General features: G+C 38.1%; 21 protein-coding genes and 2 pseudogenes. 8 read left to right on the top strand and 15 right to left on the bottom strand.

Going from position 1 to position 19,442, the window contains the following annotated elements; translation table 11 throughout:
* The first annotated feature begins 199 nt into the window (after positions 1-199).
* Both ACKWB9_RS14715 and ACKWB9_RS14710 read left to right on the top strand, forming a co-directional pair.
* On the top strand, positions 200-448 hold the full coding sequence (locus tag ACKWB9_RS14715) for a type II toxin-antitoxin system ParD family antitoxin (protein WP_414003777.1): 249 nt from the start codon (positions 200-202) through the stop codon (positions 446-448).
* Positions 441-740, top strand: coding sequence for a type II toxin-antitoxin system RelE/ParE family toxin (locus ACKWB9_RS14710; RefSeq protein ID WP_414003776.1), 300 nt, complete (start codon positions 441-443; stop codon positions 738-740). The genes ACKWB9_RS14715 and ACKWB9_RS14710 overlap by 8 nt, the downstream gene beginning before the upstream one ends.
* A 297-nt stretch (positions 741-1,037) precedes the next feature.
* Here the strand turns inward: ACKWB9_RS14710 and ACKWB9_RS14705 are convergent, their stop codons facing one another.
* Together ACKWB9_RS14705 and ACKWB9_RS14700 are read right to left on the bottom strand one after the other, a co-directional pair.
* Positions 1,038-1,307 (bottom strand): transposase, encoded by a 270-nt coding sequence (locus tag ACKWB9_RS14705; protein ID WP_414003775.1) that lies wholly within the window; start codon positions 1,305-1,307, stop codon positions 1,038-1,040.
* 46 nt (positions 1,308-1,353) lie between these two features.
* Positions 1,354-1,413, bottom strand: a pseudogene (locus ACKWB9_RS14700) (hypothetical protein); the annotation flags it as partial.
* 652 nt (positions 1,414-2,065) lie between these two features.
* On the opposite strand from ACKWB9_RS14700, the gene ACKWB9_RS14695 reads away from it, so the two are divergent.
* The 5 genes from ACKWB9_RS14695 (at position 2,066) to ACKWB9_RS14675 (ending at position 5,059) form a co-directional block, all read left to right on the top strand.
* Complete coding sequence (locus ACKWB9_RS14695) at positions 2,066-2,482, top strand: hypothetical protein (protein ID WP_414003774.1); 417 nt, start codon at positions 2,066-2,068, stop codon at positions 2,480-2,482.
* Between the two features lie 200 nt (positions 2,483-2,682).
* Positions 2,683-3,228, top strand: a complete 546-nt coding sequence (locus ACKWB9_RS14690; protein ID WP_414003773.1) for a toxin-antitoxin system YwqK family antitoxin — start codon at positions 2,683-2,685, stop codon at positions 3,226-3,228.
* A 104-nt stretch (positions 3,229-3,332) separates the two neighbouring features.
* A complete protein-coding gene (locus ACKWB9_RS14685; protein WP_414003772.1) occupies positions 3,333-3,572 on the top strand; it encodes a ribbon-helix-helix domain-containing protein in 240 nt (79 codons plus the stop codon).
* On the top strand, positions 3,565-3,945 hold the full coding sequence (locus ACKWB9_RS14680) for a type II toxin-antitoxin system RelE/ParE family toxin (protein ID WP_414003771.1): 381 nt from the start codon (positions 3,565-3,567) through the stop codon (positions 3,943-3,945). The genes ACKWB9_RS14685 and ACKWB9_RS14680 overlap by 8 nt, the downstream gene beginning before the upstream one ends.
* Positions 3,879-5,059 (top strand): IS3 family transposase gene (locus ACKWB9_RS14675; protein WP_414003770.1). Its coding sequence is split into 2 segments (ribosomal slippage): positions 3,879-4,134 and positions 4,134-5,059, totalling 1,182 coding nucleotides; the frame shifts between segments, so codons are not numbered across the junction. The genes ACKWB9_RS14680 and ACKWB9_RS14675 overlap by 67 nt, the downstream gene beginning before the upstream one ends.
* A gap of 86 nt (positions 5,060-5,145) precedes the next feature.
* On the opposite strand, the gene ACKWB9_RS14670 is transcribed toward ACKWB9_RS14675, so the two are convergent.
* From ACKWB9_RS14670 to ACKWB9_RS14640, 7 genes are all read right to left on the bottom strand, one after another.
* A complete protein-coding gene (locus ACKWB9_RS14670) occupies positions 5,146-6,432 on the bottom strand; it encodes a cryptochrome/photolyase family protein (RefSeq protein ID WP_414003769.1) in 1,287 nt (428 codons plus the stop codon).
* Positions 6,422-6,907: an SRPBCC family protein gene (locus ACKWB9_RS14665; protein WP_414003768.1), complete on the bottom strand. Its 486-nt coding sequence runs from the start codon at positions 6,905-6,907 to the stop codon at positions 6,422-6,424. The genes ACKWB9_RS14670 and ACKWB9_RS14665 overlap by 11 nt, the downstream gene beginning before the upstream one ends.
* 109 nt (positions 6,908-7,016) lie before the next feature.
* Positions 7,017-7,718 (bottom strand): lycopene cyclase domain-containing protein, encoded by a 702-nt coding sequence (locus tag ACKWB9_RS14660; RefSeq protein WP_414003767.1) that lies wholly within the window; start codon positions 7,716-7,718, stop codon positions 7,017-7,019.
* The gene (locus ACKWB9_RS14655) at positions 7,715-8,170 is read right to left on the bottom strand and encodes a sterol desaturase family protein (protein ID WP_414003766.1); all 456 of its coding nucleotides are present in this window, start codon (positions 8,168-8,170) and stop codon (positions 7,715-7,717) included. The genes ACKWB9_RS14660 and ACKWB9_RS14655 overlap by 4 nt, the downstream gene beginning before the upstream one ends.
* 115 nt (positions 8,171-8,285) lie before the next feature.
* Positions 8,286-9,128 carry a phytoene/squalene synthase family protein gene (locus ACKWB9_RS14650; RefSeq protein ID WP_414003765.1) on the bottom strand — a complete coding sequence of 281 codons (843 nt, stop codon included), beginning with the start codon at positions 9,126-9,128 and terminating at the stop codon, positions 8,286-8,288.
* Positions 9,112-10,596, bottom strand: coding sequence for a phytoene desaturase family protein (locus tag ACKWB9_RS14645; RefSeq protein WP_414003764.1), 1,485 nt, complete (start codon positions 10,594-10,596; stop codon positions 9,112-9,114). The genes ACKWB9_RS14650 and ACKWB9_RS14645 overlap by 17 nt, the downstream gene beginning before the upstream one ends.
* A gap of 135 nt (positions 10,597-10,731) precedes the next feature.
* Entirely contained in the window at positions 10,732-12,615 is a 1,884-nt protein-coding gene (locus ACKWB9_RS14640) for a fasciclin domain-containing protein (RefSeq protein ID WP_414003763.1), read from the bottom strand.
* 163 nt (positions 12,616-12,778) lie between these two features.
* Here ACKWB9_RS14640 and ACKWB9_RS14635 point away from each other — a divergent pair, with 163 nt between their 5' ends.
* Positions 12,779-13,672 carry a MerR family transcriptional regulator gene (locus ACKWB9_RS14635; RefSeq protein WP_414003762.1) on the top strand — a complete coding sequence of 298 codons (894 nt, stop codon included), beginning with the start codon at positions 12,779-12,781 and terminating at the stop codon, positions 13,670-13,672.
* Positions 13,673-13,800: 128 nt separating this feature from the next.
* On the opposite strand, the gene ACKWB9_RS14630 is transcribed toward ACKWB9_RS14635, so the two are convergent.
* The 6 genes and pseudogenes from ACKWB9_RS14630 to ACKWB9_RS14605 form a co-directional block, all read right to left on the bottom strand.
* Entirely contained in the window at positions 13,801-14,115 is a 315-nt protein-coding gene (locus ACKWB9_RS14630; protein WP_414003761.1) for an endonuclease/exonuclease/phosphatase family protein, read from the bottom strand.
* Positions 14,072-14,323, bottom strand: a pseudogene (locus ACKWB9_RS14625) (tyrosine-type recombinase/integrase); the annotation flags it as partial. The pseudogene ACKWB9_RS14625 and the gene ACKWB9_RS14630, both read right to left, overlap by 44 nt.
* A gap of 428 nt (positions 14,324-14,751) precedes the next feature.
* Positions 14,752-15,582, bottom strand: coding sequence for a glycoside hydrolase family 17 protein (locus ACKWB9_RS14620; protein WP_414003780.1), 831 nt, complete (start codon positions 15,580-15,582; stop codon positions 14,752-14,754).
* Between the two features lie 78 nt (positions 15,583-15,660).
* Positions 15,661-17,103 carry an MFS transporter gene (locus ACKWB9_RS14615; RefSeq protein ID WP_414003760.1) on the bottom strand — a complete coding sequence of 481 codons (1,443 nt, stop codon included), beginning with the start codon at positions 17,101-17,103 and terminating at the stop codon, positions 15,661-15,663.
* Positions 17,104-17,152: 49 nt separating this feature from the next.
* On the bottom strand, positions 17,153-18,154 hold the full coding sequence (locus tag ACKWB9_RS14610; protein ID WP_414003759.1) for a glycoside hydrolase family 2 TIM barrel-domain containing protein: 1,002 nt from the start codon (positions 18,152-18,154) through the stop codon (positions 17,153-17,155).
* Positions 18,151-19,440, bottom strand: a complete 1,290-nt coding sequence (locus tag ACKWB9_RS14605) for a glycosyl hydrolase family 17 protein (protein WP_414003758.1) — start codon at positions 19,438-19,440, stop codon at positions 18,151-18,153. The genes ACKWB9_RS14610 and ACKWB9_RS14605 overlap by 4 nt, the downstream gene beginning before the upstream one ends.
* Between the last annotated feature and the right edge of the window lie 2 nt (positions 19,441-19,442).

Raw genomic sequence — 19,442 nt, 5'->3', positions numbered from 1 at the left:
AAAGTATATAAAAAATTGCTATTTTTAGCTTAACCAATGTGAGTTGCTTTGTTTGCTAGCTTCTGATTTTCCTTCGGAAAATCCTCGCACACAAACACGCAACTTTCCATATACATAACCGTTGGGTGTAATTATGCCTCTGAATCAATAGTTTGCAGGTCTTACCAAAAATTGGTATTTTTCAAAAAAAATAAGCGGTATGAAAAATACGTCTATATCACTCGGAAATTATTTTGATCAATTTGTTCAATCACAAGTGTCAGCCGGACGCTATAAAAATGTTAGCGAAGTTATTCGCGCGGGCCTTAGGCTTTTAGAAAACGAGGAAAGTAAGGTAATTGCACTTCGAAATGCAATTCAAGAAGGCCTAAATAGCCCAAGAGTCGAAGATTTTGACTTTGATAAAAACCTTGAAAAACTTAAAGCCGAAAAAAGGAAGAATGGCTAAAGTTATCTTAAGACAGGAGGCCATTGATGATTTGAATGATATTTGGCGATACACTTCTGATCAATGGTCCGAAAAGCAAGCTGATAAATACTATGCTAGAATAAAATTTGCCTGCAAAGAAATTGGTGAAAACCCAGAACTTGGGAGGAATTACAATGGAATTGAACAAAATCTACTTGGACTTAAATCTGGAAAACATATAATCTTTTATTGTCAAATATCGGATAACGAAATTGAAGTAATCAGAATTTTACATGAGCGTATGGATTTAAAAAGGCGAATTAGAGAGTAGTAAAATAACTACACTCAACAACGGCTCCTATGAAAAGCCCTGGTCCAGTTCTCTAAAGTTAATCAATATTTTCTTTTTTTGCTTAAACCACCTTTTTTCTTTTAATATAACTTGCTCCGCATCCTATGTGCGATACATCTTTTTTTAGGGTTCACCGGCATCTGTATGATCATAAGTTATAATAGGCCCGGCCACTTGCTATAAATTTGTAATCCTCGATGGCTATCGGGGTCACCCACGTTGTTTTGTGGTACAGGTCTTATCTACTGTTTCGTGAGCTTTGTTATTTAATTACTTTTATTCGATTATACCTATCGTATAGGGTGTCTCGGTCTTTATAACCGCCAATGTCCTACTTAGCGGCTTTCTCGCTACTTTGATGATGATACTCTTTGTGTTCTTGCCCTGATGTTTACGGTAATACGCCTGCATGATCGGATCTGCCCGTATCGCCTGCCAGGCGGCCTCCACGAAATACGACCGGATCAAACGGTGGGCCCGCATGCTCATGCCCGTGGTCTTGTAATTGCCGCCACTTTGGTGCACCCCGGGGGGCAAGGCCCACATAGCCCGCCAAATGCTTTATGTTGTTGAAACGACGAAGATCGCCCGGTTCGCAGAGTATGCCACAGGCCACTATGCCCCCGATACCCGGGATACTGCGGAGCAACATATAGTCTTTCTTGTAGTTCACCTTGCAATAGCGTCTGAGTCGGGTCGAGACATCCCTGAGCTCTTGGTCCACGAAACGGAAGGAACGCATCCCGCTCTCCAAGGTGGCCTTGGCCGTGGCAACTTCATAGCCCGGGAAATGTTTTGAAACATAGGTTCGCAATCGTTCCGGATCAGGGGACATGCTGAAGGACTTGCCCGTGAAAAGGTCCGTACCGCAATGCACCTTCCAGCTCCGCTTGTGAATGTCGATACCAATGTATAGCTTTGGATAAGCGGTAATTTGAGGTTCCATATCTTTTCTAATTTTCGTGAATTCTACAGATACTCGACTTACTGCTTTTTCATAGATGCTATAATTCATTGTGGTTTTGTGCCACACCAAAGTAAAAGTATAAATCAAACGGCTGGATTTCGGCGGAATAATCCTGCGGATGATTCCACAACGAAATCATAGCCAGAATAATATAACAGACGAACACAGAAATGAACAAATTGAATAAAACCGAAATTTTGACAAACCTATTATGGACTGTATTTGGAATAATTGGAGGAATAAGTTATTATTCAAAAGCGGAATATTGGATTTGCGGAATTATGTTTTTAATCGGAATTTTATATGCTTATAAATTAATTAAATCAGTAGTGGAAAAATGAAGAGAATACATTTTGACAATTTAGGGAAAAATAAATATTGGATAATAATTATACTTTTATCTCTGGTTTTAATTTTTATTGAGGAATTACCAATTGAATTTGAAAACCCAAAATTTTATAAATATTTACGCGCAAGTGGATTTCTACTACAAGCAATTTATTGGAGTAAGTTATTTTGGTTTAAAAATACTATTCAATGGAATAAAAAAGGAGCAGTAATACGAATTAATTCTTTTATGGGGAAATCTTTGCGTTTTGATCAAATAAAGAAAACCGAACTGAACGAAAACAAATTGATTATCACAAAAAATGGCGGAGAAATAGTAACATTTGACTTGAATGAAATTGCGGAATCTGACACAAAGAAACTAAATGAAATAATCGTGAAAAATACTATAGCCAACACAGTATAAAAATAATTGCGGTTTAGTGCTTAATCAAAGGTCGTTGCGTGTTTGTAACGACTGAATTTCCGAAGGAAATTCCTCGCATACAAACCCACAACTATTCTTATACAAACACGTTATACACTATTTTGAAAACAGTTCTAAAATCAATATTTCTGCTAACAATAAGCCTCGCGTGTTTTAGTCAAAACAGTGGGGAAAAGAAATTGAATTTAGTATTTTATGATGATTGTTTAAACCAAATAATTGAACCTGAATTTGAAATATTATATGTGTCTGGCCTGAATTATGACTTGATTACGGTCTATAAAGAAGTTGACGATTGGGTACTTCAATACTCAACAACCCTAAAAACAAAAAACGACACGATACGAATTCCAAAAATTCTTTTTGCTGGTGGGAATGAGTTGCATTCTCAACGTTGGACCTATCTCAATTGCGAAAAAGTTTGCAATGGAAAAGAAACAGACTTTTATCACAATGGAAACAAGCGGACTTCGGGAACTTATGAAAATGGAAAACCAATTGAAATCAAGGAATATCATGAAAACGGAACTTTGAGAGCTCAATATTTTTATAAAAATCTGACTCTCAACTATAAACGAATTGATTATTACGATGGAAATGAAAACTTGGAGGAATATCAGATTTATGAAAACAAGAAAAGAAAAATGATAATCAAAACGTTTAACAAAAATGGAAAACTGACTAGTAAAGAGACTGAAAAAAAATACATTGTACGAAATAAATAACTACGCGCAACAATGTATAACCGCAACTGACGGTTATACGAGACCGTTGGTAATAATTTGGAAGCGATTCACATTTGGTGTACATTTACATCAAATTAAGGATTATGACAAGACAAAGCATATCATTTACAAAACCGAATGACGAATGGCTGAAAACTCAAGTAGATAATAAAGAATATTCAAGCAAAAGTGAGTTAGTGAATGACTTGATTAGACAAGCTCGAAAACAACAAGTTCAAATTGACTGGATTCGAACTAAGATTGAAAAGGCTGAACAAAGCGGATTTACAAACAGTAGTAAAGACGAAATCTTGGCTCAATCAAGGTCTTTATTAAATGGCTAAATATCGATTAAGCAACGAAGCCAAAAATGACTTGATCCGAATTCATCACTATGGCGTTAAAAAATTCGGAATGATTCAAGCTGACAAATATTTTTACTCATTTTTTGAATATTTTGACATTATTGCTGAACGACCATTTTCGTTCGAATCAGTTGACTATATAAAAAAAGGATACAGACGCTGTGTTTGTGGAGTTGATAGCATTTATTATAAAGTCAATGAAGATATAATCGAAATAATGGACTTACTACATTTGACCGGACAGTTAGAAAAGAGCATGTTTGTTGTTCAGATTAAATCAGAAACATGTCAAAACCAAAAAGAGGGTATACTGCGGAGTTCAAACAAAAAGCAGTTGAACCGAGTTGTGTAAGGGGCAATGCCGCCGAAGTCTGTAGGGAACCGGGGCTGAACCCTTCGGTGCTTGGCCGATGGCGCCGGGAGGCCAAGAAGTATGGTCCGAACAGTTTCCCTGGCAAGGGGAACCCAAAGCTGACCGATGGGCAACGGGAAATAGCCGAGTTGAAGAAAAGGTCAAGGGATATGGAGATTGAACGGGACATCTTAAAAAAGGCGATCAGCATCTTCTCCTAGGGCGACAGGAAAAATATAGGTTCATAAAACATCATAAGTTTAAATTTCCTGTTGGGAAGATGTGCAAAATATTCAAGGTGGGCAAAAGTGGATATTATCACTGGTTGAAGAGGGCCCCCTCCAAGAGATGGTCGGAGAACGGGTCCCCGACAGTTGCCATCCGTGACATTTTCAATGAAAGCTTTGGGAGTTACGGGGCACCAAGGGCCAGGGCCGAACTCTTGAAAAGGGGGTATAACGTCTCAAGGCCCAGAGTGGCCGGATCGATGGGCGCAAATGGATCGTTTGCAAAGAGAAGGCGAAAGTTCAAGGTGACAACGGACAGCGGGCACGATTATCCATTGGCCCCCAATATATTGGACAGGGGCTTTACGGTATCGGCGCAGAACCGGGTCCGGGTGTCGGACACCACCTATATCAAGACCGGTGAGGGCTGGACGTACCCGACGGTCATCGTGGACCTGTTCCACCGCAAGGTGGTCGGGTGGTCAATGGGCAAGACCTTGGAAACGGCGGATACCATAATCCCTGCTTGGAAAATGGCAATAAGGTCGAACAATATCACAAAGGAATTGATATTCCATTCAGACAGGGGTTCACAATATGCCGGTCATGATTTTGCCAATATCCTTAAAGACCATAACGGCTTGGTGGTACGGTCCATGGGCAGGAAAGGAAATTGCCGGGACAATGCAGTGGCGGAATCTTTTTTCAAGAGTTTAAAGGTCGAATGGGTGTACCATCAAGATTATAGGCTAAGGTCCGAGGAGGAACTCTCCATATTCCAATGGATAGAGACCTGGTACAATAGAAAGAGGATACACTCTACTTTGGACTATAGAACAATAGAGGAATTTGAAAACGAAATGTATAACCAAAAAACAGCGGCATAGCTCTTAACTATTATATCTTAACCAATAGTCCAATTTTTTGTTGCAAGTCCAATTTCTATTTACACACTTTATGAGACAGTACTAGGCTATTTAAAAGCATCTTTATATACCCTTAAGCATCTTTCCCTTGCATGTTTATGGTCTACCATGGGCTTTGGGTATGTTAATTCTTGAAATTCGGGCACCCATTTTTGGATATAATCAAAATCTTTGTCAATTCTTTTTATTTGGGCGGTCGGGTTGAATATTCGAAAGTATGGGGCCGCATCGCAACCGGTACCGGCCGCCCATTGCCAATTGCCATTATTAGAGGACAATTCAAAATCCAATAATTTTTCTGCGAAATAGGCCTCTCCCAAACGCCAATCCATTAACAAGTGCTTACATAGAAATCCAGCGGTCAGCATCCGTATGCGATTGTGTATATAACCTGTTTCATTCAGTTCTCTCATACCCGCATCTATAATTGGGTATCCGGTTTTTCCTTCACACCACTTAGCAAACTCATTTTCATTATTTCTCCAGACAACCGCATCGTATTTCCGTTTAAAATTATTCGTAACTACTCTCGGGAAATGAAACAAAATCTGCATAAAGAACTCCCTCCAAATAAGTTCACTTAAAAATGTGGCGTTCGTCTTGAACGCAAGTTGAACTATTTTACGAATACTCACTATTCCAAATCGGAGATAAGGAGATAAATATGACGTTTTATCTTGCGAGGGAAAATCCCTGATTTTATCATAATCACCTAAATTCGATAAATTATATGGCTTTACTTTCATTGTACCTTCTTTAAAGCCAATCCATTTTAATGTGGGGAAATCCAGTGAAATCTTATAAAAACCCGAAAAGTCCGGCACAAATTCTTGGGTGTCTTTTTCTATTGAAAATGTTTGCGACCACTTGTTCTTATAGGGGGTGAAAACTGTATAAGGTAACCCGTCGTTCTTTACTATTTCATTTTCTTCAAAAATGACTTGATCCTTAAAGGAGTAAAATTTAATACTTTTTGCCGCTAAAAAATTCTTGACACGATCGTCCCTTTTTATTGCATAAGGTTCATAGTCTTTATTTGCATATACAGCATTAATATTAAATTCGTTGGTTAAATCTTGCCAAACCTGGATCGGAGTCCCTTTCTTAACAAGCAAGGATGACCTTTGATTTTTTAATTCCGCATCAAGATCTTTTAAGGTTTTATAGATAAAAGAAAGACGTGCATCATCTTTGGGAAGTTTGTCTAAGATATTGTCATCAAAAATAAAAATAGGAATTACCTTGTTCCCAGATCGTAGTGCTTTATACAACCCTTTATTGTCCTCTAACCGTAAATCTCTACGAAACCAAAAAAATGAGACTCTATCCACCATTGAACATTCTTTCTAAAGCTGCATAACGGTATTCAAAAATAGATTTCAGTTTTTTTCTTATGAAAATTTGTTGTGCCAAACTACCTATGATACCAAAAGGAACTTTATAGGATATTTCATCCTTCATCAAGGTTTTTCCGTTTGGTAAAGCTTTGAACCAATGCTCATGATGCCACATTTTATAAGGACCAAAACGCTGTTCGTCAATAAAATATTCCTGATTTTTAAGCTGTGTGATTTCTGTTACCCAGCTAGATTTTATTCCTGGCAATATTCCTATTTTATAGGTTATGACCTGACCTGCATAGACTTTTTTGTTAAGCTCGGAAGTTATTTGAAACCCCATATTTAAAGGTGTTATTTCCTCTAGATTCCCTGGGGAACTAAAAAAATCCCAGGCCTTACCCAAAGGTATATTTAAAACTTGCTCGGTTTTTATTGAATGTATTCCTGAATGTTTTTTAAAATCGATCATTTACAACAACTTGGTTATTTAAGAATCTATGGCTTTTTGATTTGAGCTTGTTAGATCCAATCCCGTATTTTATGTCATTTAAAACAGAAAAGGCATAAGTCTATATGGTTTATGCTTCTGCATAAAACTTTTTCTTTAATGTGTTAAATATCAATTGAATTGGAAACAGCATGTTAAATGCATAAAAAAAATCCTCTAACGGAATAGTAAAGATTCTAAATCCTAAATTTTCATTGTCATTGTACCATATCACGGAACTATCGATAAAACTTCCCGTTAAAATTCCGTTTACCAGCAGGAACGGTAATAAAATCACCAAAAAACTGGGAAAATACTCCTGAAGTGTTCCTAAATGATACTTCAATCCGTATAAAACAAGTAAAATAAAAAGCATAAAGTTTATGGTCGTATACCATTTACCGTAGTTCAAAATAAGTAATAACCCCATTATCATAATCAATGAAGAACTTATAATCAGTGTTATCGTTTTTGACAATTTGAACTTTGGCAAATGATATTTTAAGATTTCATGTGTAAATAAACAGGCATACGGAATACAAAAGAAGAACAGCCATTCCTCTATGGGCATACCAAAAGCTTTTACGCCCAAAAAATAATCCGGATCAAAACCCCAAATGCCATTCTTTGTAAAAATCCCGTCCCAAATTAAAAATGGAACGGCCACTGAAACTATACTTATAACCGCTATTTTAAAGTATCGAATAAAATAAAATTTTCTTTCTAAAATACTGTACAACAGCGGTACGCTTACACTTCCTAAATTTAGTAAGAGGTATAGATATGGGCTCACTTTGCGTTTTTAAAATATTTAAACGGAACAAACAACATTCCAAAACATTCACCATCTGGTTTGCCTAAATGCTTATGGTGAATCTTATGCCCTTTTCGCAATCCCCGTAAATATTTATTGTTCGTATTTTTAAACCATTTAAAGCGCCTATGTATTAAGACATCGTGCACTAAAAAATAAGCAATTCCGTAACATAGGATACCCAAACCCATAAAGAATAAAAAATTCAATTCGGGTCTAATTCCAAAGTAGAACAATAAAATACTCGGGATTGCAAAAATGACAAAAAAGGCATCGTTCTTTTCAAATTTATGAGGATATCCCGGTTGGTGATGGCCTTTATGCAAATACCATCCAAAACCGTGCATTACATACTTATGGGTACACCACGTAATGGCTTCCATAATAATAAAGGTTGCTATTGTTATTGTTAAAAAAAAGAGCCAACTCATAATGAGGTGTTTTTAATAATATACGTACCTAGATAATCTGTACTCCGGCAACAACATTTGAAATACTATTGTTGACACAACAATGTAAAAAGCATATGGAAAACAGAGGGTATTATTAAATTATTTTCAACTTATATTTCACATAACTTCTTGCCAACAAGTTCATTTTCATTGTGTTGGATATTCTAACCCTAGTTTTCATAATTTCGGAAATAGGTACTTTCTTTAGCTTTTTCAACAATCTCGAATAATAACGATATGCCACATAAACTCCAAATTTAGATTCAACGGGCAATTTTAAAATCCCATTGCGAAAGGCATAATTAAAATCACCTTCTATATCTTTTATAATCGCATCTTTGGAACTCGCATTTAACCCCGTTAAATTTATTTTAGGAAAATACGAACGATTTAACACTTCAAAATCATCCCTTAGATCACGTAAAAAATTAACTTTTTGAAACGCAGATCCCAGTCGCATTGCCGCACCCTTTAGCTCATCATACTTTTGTTGATTTCCGTTTACAAATACCTTTAAGCACATTAGACCGACAACATCGGCCGAACCATAAATATAGGTTTTATAAGCCTCATAGGATGTGTACGCCGTTTGGCACAGATCGGTCTTCATACTTTTTAAAAATGCCCGTATTAGGTCATCTGTAATATCAAATTCATTTACGGTATGCACAAATGAATTAATAATAGGGTTTAAGCTAATACCATTTTTTTCAGATTCATAATAATCCCTTTCAAACTTGAGCAACAACTGTTCTTTGTCATAATTGTGAAAAGAGTCGACAATTTCATCGGCAAAACGAACAAAACCATAAATATTGTAGATGGCCGAACGTATTTTAGGCGATAACATTTTGGTCGCCAGCGTAAACGATGTGCTGTATTTTTGAGTTACCAATTTACTACAGGCACAAGAGACTTCATCAAATAATTGCTTCATTCCTGTTTTCTTTTAAAATTAAATCCGAAGCGATCTTACCGGAAATCAATGATGGTGGAACTCCGGGGCCCGGTACTGTCAATTGTCCGGTAAAAAATAGATTCTTAACCTTTTTACTCTTGATTTTCGGCCTTAAAAATGCAGTTTGGGTCAATATATTTGCCAATCCGTAGGCGTTTCCTTTATATGAATTATAATCCTTTATAAAATCGTTTACACAAAAACTTTCTTTAAACAATATGTGCTTTTTAACCGTTTGGCCCGTTAAACTTTCAAGTCTGTTTATTATGATATTAAAATAATGCGCTCTAATTTCAGCCGTGTCCTCTATTCCGGGAGCTAACGGAATTAAAAAGGTTGCCGCTTCGTTTCCTCTTGGAGCAAAAGAATTATCTGTTATAGATGGAAAGCTTGCATAAAATAATGGTCTTTTTGGCCAACTTGGATTATCATATATTGTTTTGGCATGTGTATCAAAATCCGTATCAAAAAATAAGGTATGATGCTGTACATTTTCCAATTTCTTATCAAAACCAACAAAAAACAATAAAGACGATGGCGCAAAAGTCTTTTTGTTCCAATATTGTTCTGAATATTGTCTGTAACTATTTGGCAATAGCGTTTCTGTATGGTGATAATCCGCTCCGCTCAAAACAATATCCGCTGGAATAAATTTGTCATTTACAACAACTCCCGTAGCTTCGCCAGCTCTGTTTACAACAACTTCTTCTACACTTGCGTTGGTTTTAAACGCTACGCCCAAAGTAGTTGCCAAAGTAACCATAGCCTCAATAATTTTATACATGCCTCCTTTTGGATGCCATGTTCCCGATCCAAAATCGGCATAATTCATAAAATTATAAAAGGCAGGGGTGTTACTTGGTTTTGCCCCTAAAAACAATACGGGGAATTCTAAAATTTGTATGAGTTTTTTGCCCTTTATCTTTTTTCCGACTTGTTTTCGTAACGTTGAAAAAAACTGACCGATTTTTCCAACAGTTGCCGGTGTAATTAATTCCAATGGAGATATTCCCGGTTTATACACCAAACCGTTAATAGCTATATCATAATTATATTTAGCGGACTTTAAAAAGGTTTTTAAATGTTTGGAACTTCCTTTTTCCTCCTCCTCAAAAACCTTATATATCTCTTCTAAACTTCCTGGAACCGTAATTGAATCATTTTCACCAAAATATACCTGATACGCCGGGTCCAATCTTTCCAATTCATAATAATCGGATGGTTTTTTATTAAAATCGGCAAAAAACCTTTCAAAAACATCTGGCATCCAATACCAAGTTGGACCAATATCAAAGGTAAACCCATCCCTTTTTATTTGACGGGCCCTTCCTCCAATATCAGAATTTTTCTCCAATACTTGCACATTAAAACCAGCCTTTGCGAGATAACAACTAGCCGCAAGTGATGAAAATCCTGAACCTATTATTGTGACTTTCTTATTGTTCATTTACGGTCAATTGAAAGAAAAGTGTTTTCACTTTTTACCTATTTAATATAACAAGCACTGCGAACATATTGTACCAGTGCTTGTTACTCAACAAAAAACAACCTAAATTTTCTTTTTCATCAAATCATAGTTATGTTAATTGGTCGTATCTGGAATCAATACTTGATCCACCACGTGTATGACACCATTATTAGCTTGTACATCTACAACAATAACACCTATACCGGTATTGCCGGAGCCATCGGTAATATCGGCAATATTATCTCCGGTTCCCGGTAAGTTAATGGTTAAATTATCCCCTTCCAAGGTCTCCGGGGCAATTCCATCGGTTAGGTCGCCCGCTCTAATGTTGCCGTTTACTACATGATGGTTTAAAACAGATGTCAATAATGTTTCATCAATATCACTGACAGTAGTCCAGTCCATATTATTATCCAATAATGTTTGAAAAGCGGTATCCGTAGGTGCAAAAACCGTGAAAGGCCCGTCTCCGTTAAGGACTGAAACAAAATCAGTTTCAGGTGTTCCATCAGTAAGTGCCGTTACAAGTGGACTAAATGTGGCGTCCGCAGTGGCGAAAGTGACTATCGTAGGAAGATCGATCACTGCATCTACCGCATGAATTACCCCGTTAGTGGCCACGATATCGGCTAGAGCAACTTTACTTGTCCCGTTTAAGGAAACGCCATCATCAATATTTATGTACATGCTTAAATTGTCCCCATCTGAATTGGTGGCGACGGTCGTTACATATGAATTGGTCAATTCAGAAGAAAAAGCAGCAGTTCCCCAGATTACGTGATTGGATAGAATTGCATCTAAATCATTTGACATAGGATTGGTAAATTCCATAAAGGCCGCGTTCACTGGAGCAAAAACAGTAAAGTCCGTTGCGCTATCCGAAAGCAGATCGGTAAAGGTAGTATTACCTTCTGCCGTTAAGGCTCCTACCAATTCGGATAAATCAGTGTTAGCAACAGCATGGTCTACAATATTCGGCAGCCCTATAACCGCATCAACAATATGTACCACCCCATTAATTGCCTTATTATCGGCAGCAGTAACATTGGATATACCGTTTAAAGTAACCCCGTCAGAAAGATCGATCAACATACTTAAATTGTTCCCTTCCGGCCCTGCGGTGGACAGCGATGATACATAGCCCGAGACCAAAGATGTAGACACATTATTTCCGCTAACAACATGATTTAAAAGTACTTGGGTAAGCAACTCGACAGGTACCTCGCTCAAATCGGCAAAACCATTATCGGTCAAGAATGTCTCAAAAGCACCATTTGTTGGCGCAAATACCGTGAAGGGGCCCTCTCCGGCCAAAACAATGGGCAAATCACCCTCCGCTGCCATAAGTGCCGCTACCAAGTTTTCCAATCCGGGAGTGGCTATCGCCAAATCGGTAATTGAAACCAAAAGTATATCATTAAGGGCGTCCAATGCCGCTTGTGGAAGAAGTATTTTATCGATTAAATGCACGATGCCATTATCCGTAGATACATCCGCAGTGGTTACCGCTGCCGATTCCCCCGCAGCGTCCGTAAAAAACACACCTCCATCGAGACTAACGACCACGTTCTCTCCCTGAACCGTGGTAATGACTTGTCCTTCCGTTAAATCGCCTGATGCGACCGAAGCACCGGATACGACATGATAGGCCAAAATATTGGCCAATAAATCTTGTAATTGTGCCGTATTAAAATCATCCAGTGAATCAAAACCGTCCAATCTACCTAACAGTTCATCAAAAGCATCATTTGTTGGTGCCAAAACGGTAAAAACACCATTTTCATCACTCAATGTGGAAACCAAGTCGTTTGAGGCACTTTCATCCGCTTTCATCAAAGCAGCAACTAAACTACTCAGGGCTTCAGTACCTTGAGCAGTTTCTACCACGTTCATGGTTTCCGGTTGCATTTCAATAATAGGTTCGTCATCATCACTACAGGAAAAGACCAATAGAGATACCGCAAGAACCAAAAACAAATAACTAATTTTCTTTTTCATAATTTAAAGTATTTGAATTTTTTGTCTAATATTTTTTCTTTATTGTTAGACAATATTAAATAAAAATTTTAACATGTCCAACTTTTTGAATTTTTATTTAGACATTTGTAACATATAATTGAGAATCAAATTGAATTATTCTCGTAAAAACTCAAATCGTTTTATGTCTACATACTCAATGTCAGATATTGTTTCAATTACTGGAATCAATGCACATAGCTTAAGAAAATGGGAATCACGATATGATTTTATTGCAGCAAAAAGAACAGCTACGAACATTAGATATTATACGGATGATCAATTGCGAAAATTGCTCAATATTGGTATTCTCACGAGAAATGGGTATCGCATATCGAACATCAACACTATGTCCGATGACCAAATACATGAAATTGTTTCAAAAATTCTTCTGAAGGCCACTCCACAAGATGACATAAATGCGCTCATAGTAAGTATGTTGGAAATGAACGAAATGAGCTTTAACGACATATTGGGCAAACACATCTCAAAATATGGCTTATTAAAAACGGTAACAGACCTTTTATATCCTTTTTTGAATCATGTGGGGGTACTTTGGGGAACGAACAAGGCCATGCCGGCGCAGGAACATTTTATCTCTAATCTTATTAAGCAGAAAATGTTCAGTGCCATTGATACCATTCCCTCTAAGGATCAAAGCTACCCCACTATCTTATTGTATCTGGTGGAGGGTGAAAGTCATGAAATAGGGTTGCTTTTAGCAAATTACATCGCTAAACAATTAGGGTGGAGAACTTTTTATCTTGGCTCCAATGTGCCTTTAGAAAATATCAAGGATGTCTTGGAAATAACCAAACCTCAATTAATGATGACCATTTTCACCATGTTAAGGCCGGCAAAAATAGAAGAACTATTTGTATCACTTTTAAAGAATACTACTGTAACTCTTGCCGTTTCCGGTAACGGAATTTTTAAAAATTCCCTGGAAACTCCTAATCGGGTCATTTACTTAAATAATCCGAAAGAGTTTATTGAACTGCTTAACCAGGAACAAAATTCGTTTACTTCTGAAAAGTAAACGAATTTTTAGATTTCCCGATGCACGGTTGACTTCCTCTCTTGTTTAGATACCGGCCATAACTAGAGAATCCGGGCTTTTGGATATGTTAGTTGATCGGATTTTTTGTTTTATCTAAAAGATTGTTTCTATTGTTGGTTATTATCAACTAATTCAAGTATTGCCATTACAGGTCTGTGATCCGAAGCTATTTTTTCATCCAGAACTTTTGTAGAAGAGATCTTCCAATTTTTATTCGAAGCATACATTATATAATCCAGTTGGATTTTAGGTAAGTCAGCAGGTGCAATTTTTTCATTTGTCACTGCATTTCCCATATTTTTTTTGAGTTGGCCTATAACTTCACTATCCGGCACATCGTTCAGATCACCTGCAAAAAGTAATGGGGTTTCCCGATAGCTAGACAACATATTTTCTATTGACCACAATATGTTTGTTGTCATCCTTCCCATTAATTCCTTTAAGTCGGTTTTTCAAATTTCCAATATCCACACTTACTTTTTGTTCCAACACACGTGCATAGACCTGTGTAGTGGAAATTTTGGTATGACCCAGCAATTTTGAAACTGTTTCAATTGGTACGCCATTTGAAAGTGTCACCGTAGTTGCGGATGTATGCCTAGCGGAATGAAATGGCAAATTCTTATAAATGTTCTTGAAGCACCCATATACTCTCACTTTAAGTGAATATTCGATTTGTTCGTGAAAGTCAAATCGAAGCGAAAGTCAAACGCTATAGAGTTACCAAAATAGTGAAAAAATGCGGCTAAAATAGGTAACCGAATAGGTAACTTTTGTTGTGATATTAAAGCTAACCAGATGAAATCAGAAAAAATGAATTTCACTGAAAATCATTTAGTTAGCATTTTTATGGTTTCGTTTGAAACCCATTTTGTCGGGATGACAGGATTTTTCAAATCATCACAACTGAATGAATATCAATATTTTACACGAATCCACCAAACTGATTCACCGAACTCTAAACTAGGTTTAAATCAGTACGTTCTGTTGCAAAATTTATGGGTTATTTTGCTTTTCAAAATTACAAAACTAAACTTAGTTCTGTCGAATACATATCCCTAAAACTTCAATTTTTCGTTTTTGTTCCAAAGTCCCCAATAGGCCCCGACATCGCCTTCATCTCCAGTTTTCCAACCTTCATCAAAGGATGAGAAATAGAAAATCTCAATATCCTCTTCTAGAGACCATTTTTGGGTATTTATAAAATATTTCAAGGCATTTGGGTAAGATGGGAACGCTCCTTCCAAATTAGTACCCTGACTAGGCCAACCCGTTTCTGTTATAATTACTTTTTTACCGTTTCCAGCCTTAATCGCCCTCTGATACATATCCTTCATATATAAAAGGGAGTAATCCAAGTCGCAGCCTTCCCAAAACGGATAACAATTGGCCAAAATAATATCGCAGGCTTCGGTAATTTTTGGTCGTTCCGAAAACTCGTAATAGGCATCAACATAACCAACGTTAATGTTCGGAACTGCATCCTTTACAAGGTAGATGTGCTTCAACAATTCTTCTTCTGTAAGATCACCGCGGTACATTACTTCGTTTCCTACGGCAGCAACATCTACGTACCCTTCATTTGCCAATTCAATTAATCCAGCGATTTCCTTTTCATTGGTTTCCGGGTCCGAACCTAGCCACGCTCCCACCAAAGTTTGCATTCCATATTCCTTGGCAATTTTCGGAATCAGCTCATTTCCCTCAGTGCAGGAAAAAGAACGCACCCATTTGGTATAGGGTTGAATTACCTCGATTCGCTTTCGTATTTGTTTTTCTGAAACTTGGTCTCCAGGTTGCTGTCCTTCAACATAGGGGCTGAAGCACAATCCATGCAAACCATCCTTAAGCGTCGTCTTAGCCAACTTTCTCAGTTTTTTGACCGACATACCATTGTAATCAAGGGCTGTAAGTGCTAAAAATTTCTCTGGGCGTTTAGATGACATACTATTGCAATTGTTATTTCGCTATTGAAGGGTTGACTTATTTTCTTGATTTTTCCGCTTTTCCAATGCTGTTCGTATTTCAGCGGCACGTTCTTCGGTCACATCGTAGTTTCGCATCACGTAAATTGCCGCCAATGTTCCTAAAATGGGAAATCCGGAATAGAATACCCGCAATCCCGTAATGGCACCTTCAGGCTGAACAGATGCTTCAGGATCAAAACCGACTACCGACATAATGGTGCCTGTCAACAATCCTGCAATAGCAAAACCAAATTTCACCATCCACCAATAAATCGCACCGAAAACGCCTTCTCTGCGTAGACCGGTATTCAACTCGTCCAAATCAATGACATCTGCGGTCATGGACATCATTAACGTGAATAGACTTCCTATCCCGAAAGAGAAAAATGGCAAGGCAAAAATGAACAAATAGGGTTTTCCTGGAACAAATAGGAACCACAACATGATGTACCCCAAAATGGAAATCGCCTGGGACACAATAAATGCTTTCTTTTTTCCCATTTTTTTTGACATTCGTGCTACCAACGGAATCACCATAAACGTAGTGGCCAAAGCGCCTATACTTCCAAAAAGGGTGGGCCACACACCTGCAGCTCTGGCATCACCATTGAACAAATGGTACACGACTATGAAAAATGAAAAACTGGCAATCGTATAAAATGTATTGTAAATGAGAAATGTGGCCACGCAAAGTTTTCTGAAAGGCACAGACTTGAAGGCTTCTTTAAAGCCATCAACAATTTTCTTTAGGCTGCCTCCAATATTTTTTAGGGTCAAAGGGGCATAATCGGCATCAACGGTGGATTCACTTTTTAAAAATATAGCAGGAACCATGGCAAACAGCATACAGACTATCCCTACCCAAATGGCCAGTTCACGAGTGGCAACATCGGCCGATTCGAACCAACCTTGATCGTACATGATTACCCAAAACCAAGGGGCAATCACCCAGGCCCATTGACCTATCCATTGTGCAACGGCCATGATATCGGTGCGTTCATGGAAATCATTGCTCATTTCGTACCCCATTGCCACGTAGGGAACACTGAAAATTGTCAATCCCAAGTAGAAAACAAATGACCAGAGCAAGAAAAAATTAAAATTGTAGTCCAATCCGTTTTCTCGATACAATTGCCACATGATCACAAAGGATATGCCCATAATTACAGCTCCAATAAGCACATATTGTCTTCGACGACCCCATTTGGACCGCGTGTTATCTGAAATAAACCCCATAATTGGGTCGGTAATGGAATCGAATATTCTGGGAATAAAAAACAGAACGCCCCACATCCAACCGGGAAAACCTAAATCTTGTACAAGCACCACCATAAAAATTCCAAGTACCGCAGGAAACATTTGGTTGGCCAACATTCCAATACCAAAAGCGACCTTATCCCTAAAAGGGATTTTCTGCTGCAATAAATTATCTGTGTTGCTCATAATTGTTCTTTTATTCGATTTGTAATGGAACTATTTCATCAACATCATGCTATCGATATTTGTTTTTCACCACCTCAAAAGCTTGTTTTTTGTTTCTATCGATGTCCACAATCCCCCAATATTCTTCATTGGGCGTACCATCGTATGGCACTCCACTACTGTTGGGTGCCCAACCTCCGGGGTTCTGTTCGTTGGGGTTGCCTGCTTTCCACCATCCATCGGTGAATGAAAAAAGTGTCACTCCAGCACAAACAATTTTATTGTTAAAAACAGCTTCTAGGATTTTTGCATTGGCATCTGCCTGTGCTTTTTGGTTCATTCCTTTTTGATAGCCTTGCTTTGTAATGGTCATGTAACTATCTCCACCAGCTTCGGACAGGTACATTGGCTTTTCACTGACATCTTCCCATTGTTCAAAAATTTCCGATGGGTCGTCCCAACGGTAGACATTCATTCCCCACACATCGATATTCGGGCATGAAGTCAAGGCCGTAGCATCTGGTAAATCTCCATGAGCGGTGGTAACGGGGTGCGCATCATCTATATTTTGAATGGCTTTTGCGGATTGATTTAGAATCGCATACCAATTGTCAATATTCCCTTCAAACCATTCTGGGTGATAGTTGTATTCGTTTCCCAATTCCCACATAAGGATGGCTTTATGGTCTTTGAATTCTTCTACGTAATCCAAAAAAGTGCTGGAAAGGATATCAAATTTCCCATTTTGATTGTACCCAAATCCTATGACCACCCTTATTCCTGAAGCATACATGGCATCCAGAACTTTTCTATCGGCTATGGGTTCATACACTCGTATGGTATTTATTCCAGCTTCTGCCATTAAAGCCAAATCCACATCCAAGGTTTCAAAACTCCTTTGCGTGCTTCCCTTCGGAACTGGATGATAACAGATTCCTTTGATCACATAATTTGCTCCATCAACTAAAATATTCCGTCCATTGACTTCCACTTTGCCGCTGGATTGACTTTGGCATGCCACTATGCAAAATGATGCAATTAGGACTATTATTTTGGGGAACTTCACCATCATTGATTTATAATTTCTTCTCTTCTTAGTTCAGGAATCACAATAGCATTCAATAATACTGTTTCGTTTCCATTATAGGTTTTGGTTATTGGGTTGCCACCTCTTGACAGGCCATTAAAAACTCCTTCGTCAACCAAATCCCAAAGAGCATATTTGGCCTTGCCATCTATGGTGAACAGTCCAAAATGATTTTCCGAGCCTTCTTGGTTTTCGGCATCTTTCCATTTTTCGTTGAAGGCTTCAAAATAAAAACAAGAGATTCCTTCTTTATTGGTCCAATCCCGTATGTGGTGATAGTACTTCGCTTCTTTGTATTCGTCTGTAGCCTTTGACCCTTCATTTCCATAGAAACCATTTGAAGCACTGGCCCAACCTGTTTCACCAATATGAATCGGTTTTTGAATTCCCAAAGATTCCATGTAATTATGGACGCTTTTATATTGGGAAATGGCGTACGATTTGGCACGGAACATCGCTGAATCTATTTTTTCGGTTTTTGATAGGCTTTGTTCTTCTTCATTAACACCCCAGAAATTGGGATTGTAATGGGTATCGTGCATGGGGTAGGTATGCATGGATATAAAATCTACCGCATGCCATAGTTTTTCCAAATCGGGAACGTGGTACTCAGCATCTCCCCCGCCCCAAGAAGCAAAATTATCTGAACTGGTAATCCACAGGTCTTTGGGCAATTCTCCCCCATTTTTTAATGCCTGAAGATGGTTTACCCACTTTAGAATAACCCCTGGTTGCACATAATAACTGGTGGCCCATTTTACCATGGCTTCGTTACCAACTGCAATAATTTTCACAATTTCTGGATACTTGTTGGCCAAAAACACCGCCCGAGCAATTTCATATTTGTTTTGCTCGCTTTCAGCTTCATGGTCTGGTGACGCATCCGTCCATGCATTTTTGCAATCAATCCAAGCGCCCAGCATCACATACATTTCAAAATTTGGATTTTCTTGCTTGAGCTGATCAATGGCCCGTAACACATTGGAAGCATGTGCCCGCTGCACATTGTAGGTTCGTAACACCTTAATTCCCATTGCGGACAAAATTCTCATGTCCTCCTTGAGTTCTTCTACGGTAGGCTGAACATCACGGCTCATTTCTCGATATCCGCCATATGAAATGGCCTGATATTCAGGGTTTCCTAAAATGTCTTTTGCCGTTACTTTCATGTTGGTTTGGGATTGCTCCGCTACTGCTTTTATATTTTGGTTACAGGCGCAAAAAGTCGTAAGAATCATTGCTAAAACAACCGATTTTACACTTATTTTCATCA

The sequence above is a fragment of the Maribacter spongiae genome (assembly GCF_047345125.1).
GTDB lineage: Bacteria > Bacteroidota > Bacteroidia > Flavobacteriales > Flavobacteriaceae > Maribacter.
The sequence above is the reverse complement of the archived record's forward strand: the minus strand, read 5'-3'. Positions and strand labels throughout refer to the sequence as shown.

Excerpts from the sequence above, each read along its gene's own strand:
- ACKWB9_RS14715 (WP_414003777.1), top strand. The coding sequence starts at position 200 with ATGAAAAATACGTCTATATCACTCGGAAATTATTTTGATCAATTTGTT.
- ACKWB9_RS14710 (WP_414003776.1), top strand. The coding sequence starts at position 441 with ATGGCTAAAGTTATCTTAAGACAGGAGGCCATTGATGATTTGAATGAT.
- ACKWB9_RS14705 (WP_414003775.1), bottom strand. The coding sequence starts at position 1,307 with ATGTGGGCCTTGCCCCCCGGGGTGCACCAAAGTGGCGGCAATTACAAG.
- ACKWB9_RS14695 (WP_414003774.1), top strand. The coding sequence starts at position 2,066 with ATGAAGAGAATACATTTTGACAATTTAGGGAAAAATAAATATTGGATA.
- ACKWB9_RS14685 (WP_414003772.1), top strand. The coding sequence starts at position 3,333 with ATGACAAGACAAAGCATATCATTTACAAAACCGAATGACGAATGGCTG.
- ACKWB9_RS14680 (WP_414003771.1), top strand. The coding sequence starts at position 3,565 with ATGGCTAAATATCGATTAAGCAACGAAGCCAAAAATGACTTGATCCGA.
- ACKWB9_RS14670 (WP_414003769.1), bottom strand. The coding sequence starts at position 6,432 with ATGGTGGATAGAGTCTCATTTTTTTGGTTTCGTAGAGATTTACGGTTA.
- ACKWB9_RS14665 (WP_414003768.1), bottom strand. The coding sequence starts at position 6,907 with ATGATCGATTTTAAAAAACATTCAGGAATACATTCAATAAAAACCGAG.
- ACKWB9_RS14655 (WP_414003766.1), bottom strand. The coding sequence starts at position 8,170 with ATGAGTTGGCTCTTTTTTTTAACAATAACAATAGCAACCTTTATTATT.
- ACKWB9_RS14650 (WP_414003765.1), bottom strand. The coding sequence starts at position 9,128 with ATGAAGCAATTATTTGATGAAGTCTCTTGTGCCTGTAGTAAATTGGTA.
- ACKWB9_RS14645 (WP_414003764.1), bottom strand. The coding sequence starts at position 10,596 with ATGAACAATAAGAAAGTCACAATAATAGGTTCAGGATTTTCATCACTT.
- ACKWB9_RS14640 (WP_414003763.1), bottom strand. The coding sequence starts at position 12,615 with ATGAAAAAGAAAATTAGTTATTTGTTTTTGGTTCTTGCGGTATCTCTA.
- ACKWB9_RS14635 (WP_414003762.1), top strand. The coding sequence starts at position 12,779 with ATGTCTACATACTCAATGTCAGATATTGTTTCAATTACTGGAATCAAT.
- ACKWB9_RS14630 (WP_414003761.1), bottom strand. The coding sequence starts at position 14,115 with ATGACAACAAACATATTGTGGTCAATAGAAAATATGTTGTCTAGCTAT.
- ACKWB9_RS14620 (WP_414003780.1), bottom strand. The coding sequence starts at position 15,582 with ATGTCGGTCAAAAAACTGAGAAAGTTGGCTAAGACGACGCTTAAGGAT.
- ACKWB9_RS14615 (WP_414003760.1), bottom strand. The coding sequence starts at position 17,103 with ATGAGCAACACAGATAATTTATTGCAGCAGAAAATCCCTTTTAGGGAT.
- ACKWB9_RS14610 (WP_414003759.1), bottom strand. The coding sequence starts at position 18,154 with ATGATGGTGAAGTTCCCCAAAATAATAGTCCTAATTGCATCATTTTGC.
- ACKWB9_RS14605 (WP_414003758.1), bottom strand. The coding sequence starts at position 19,440 with ATGAAAATAAGTGTAAAATCGGTTGTTTTAGCAATGATTCTTACGACT.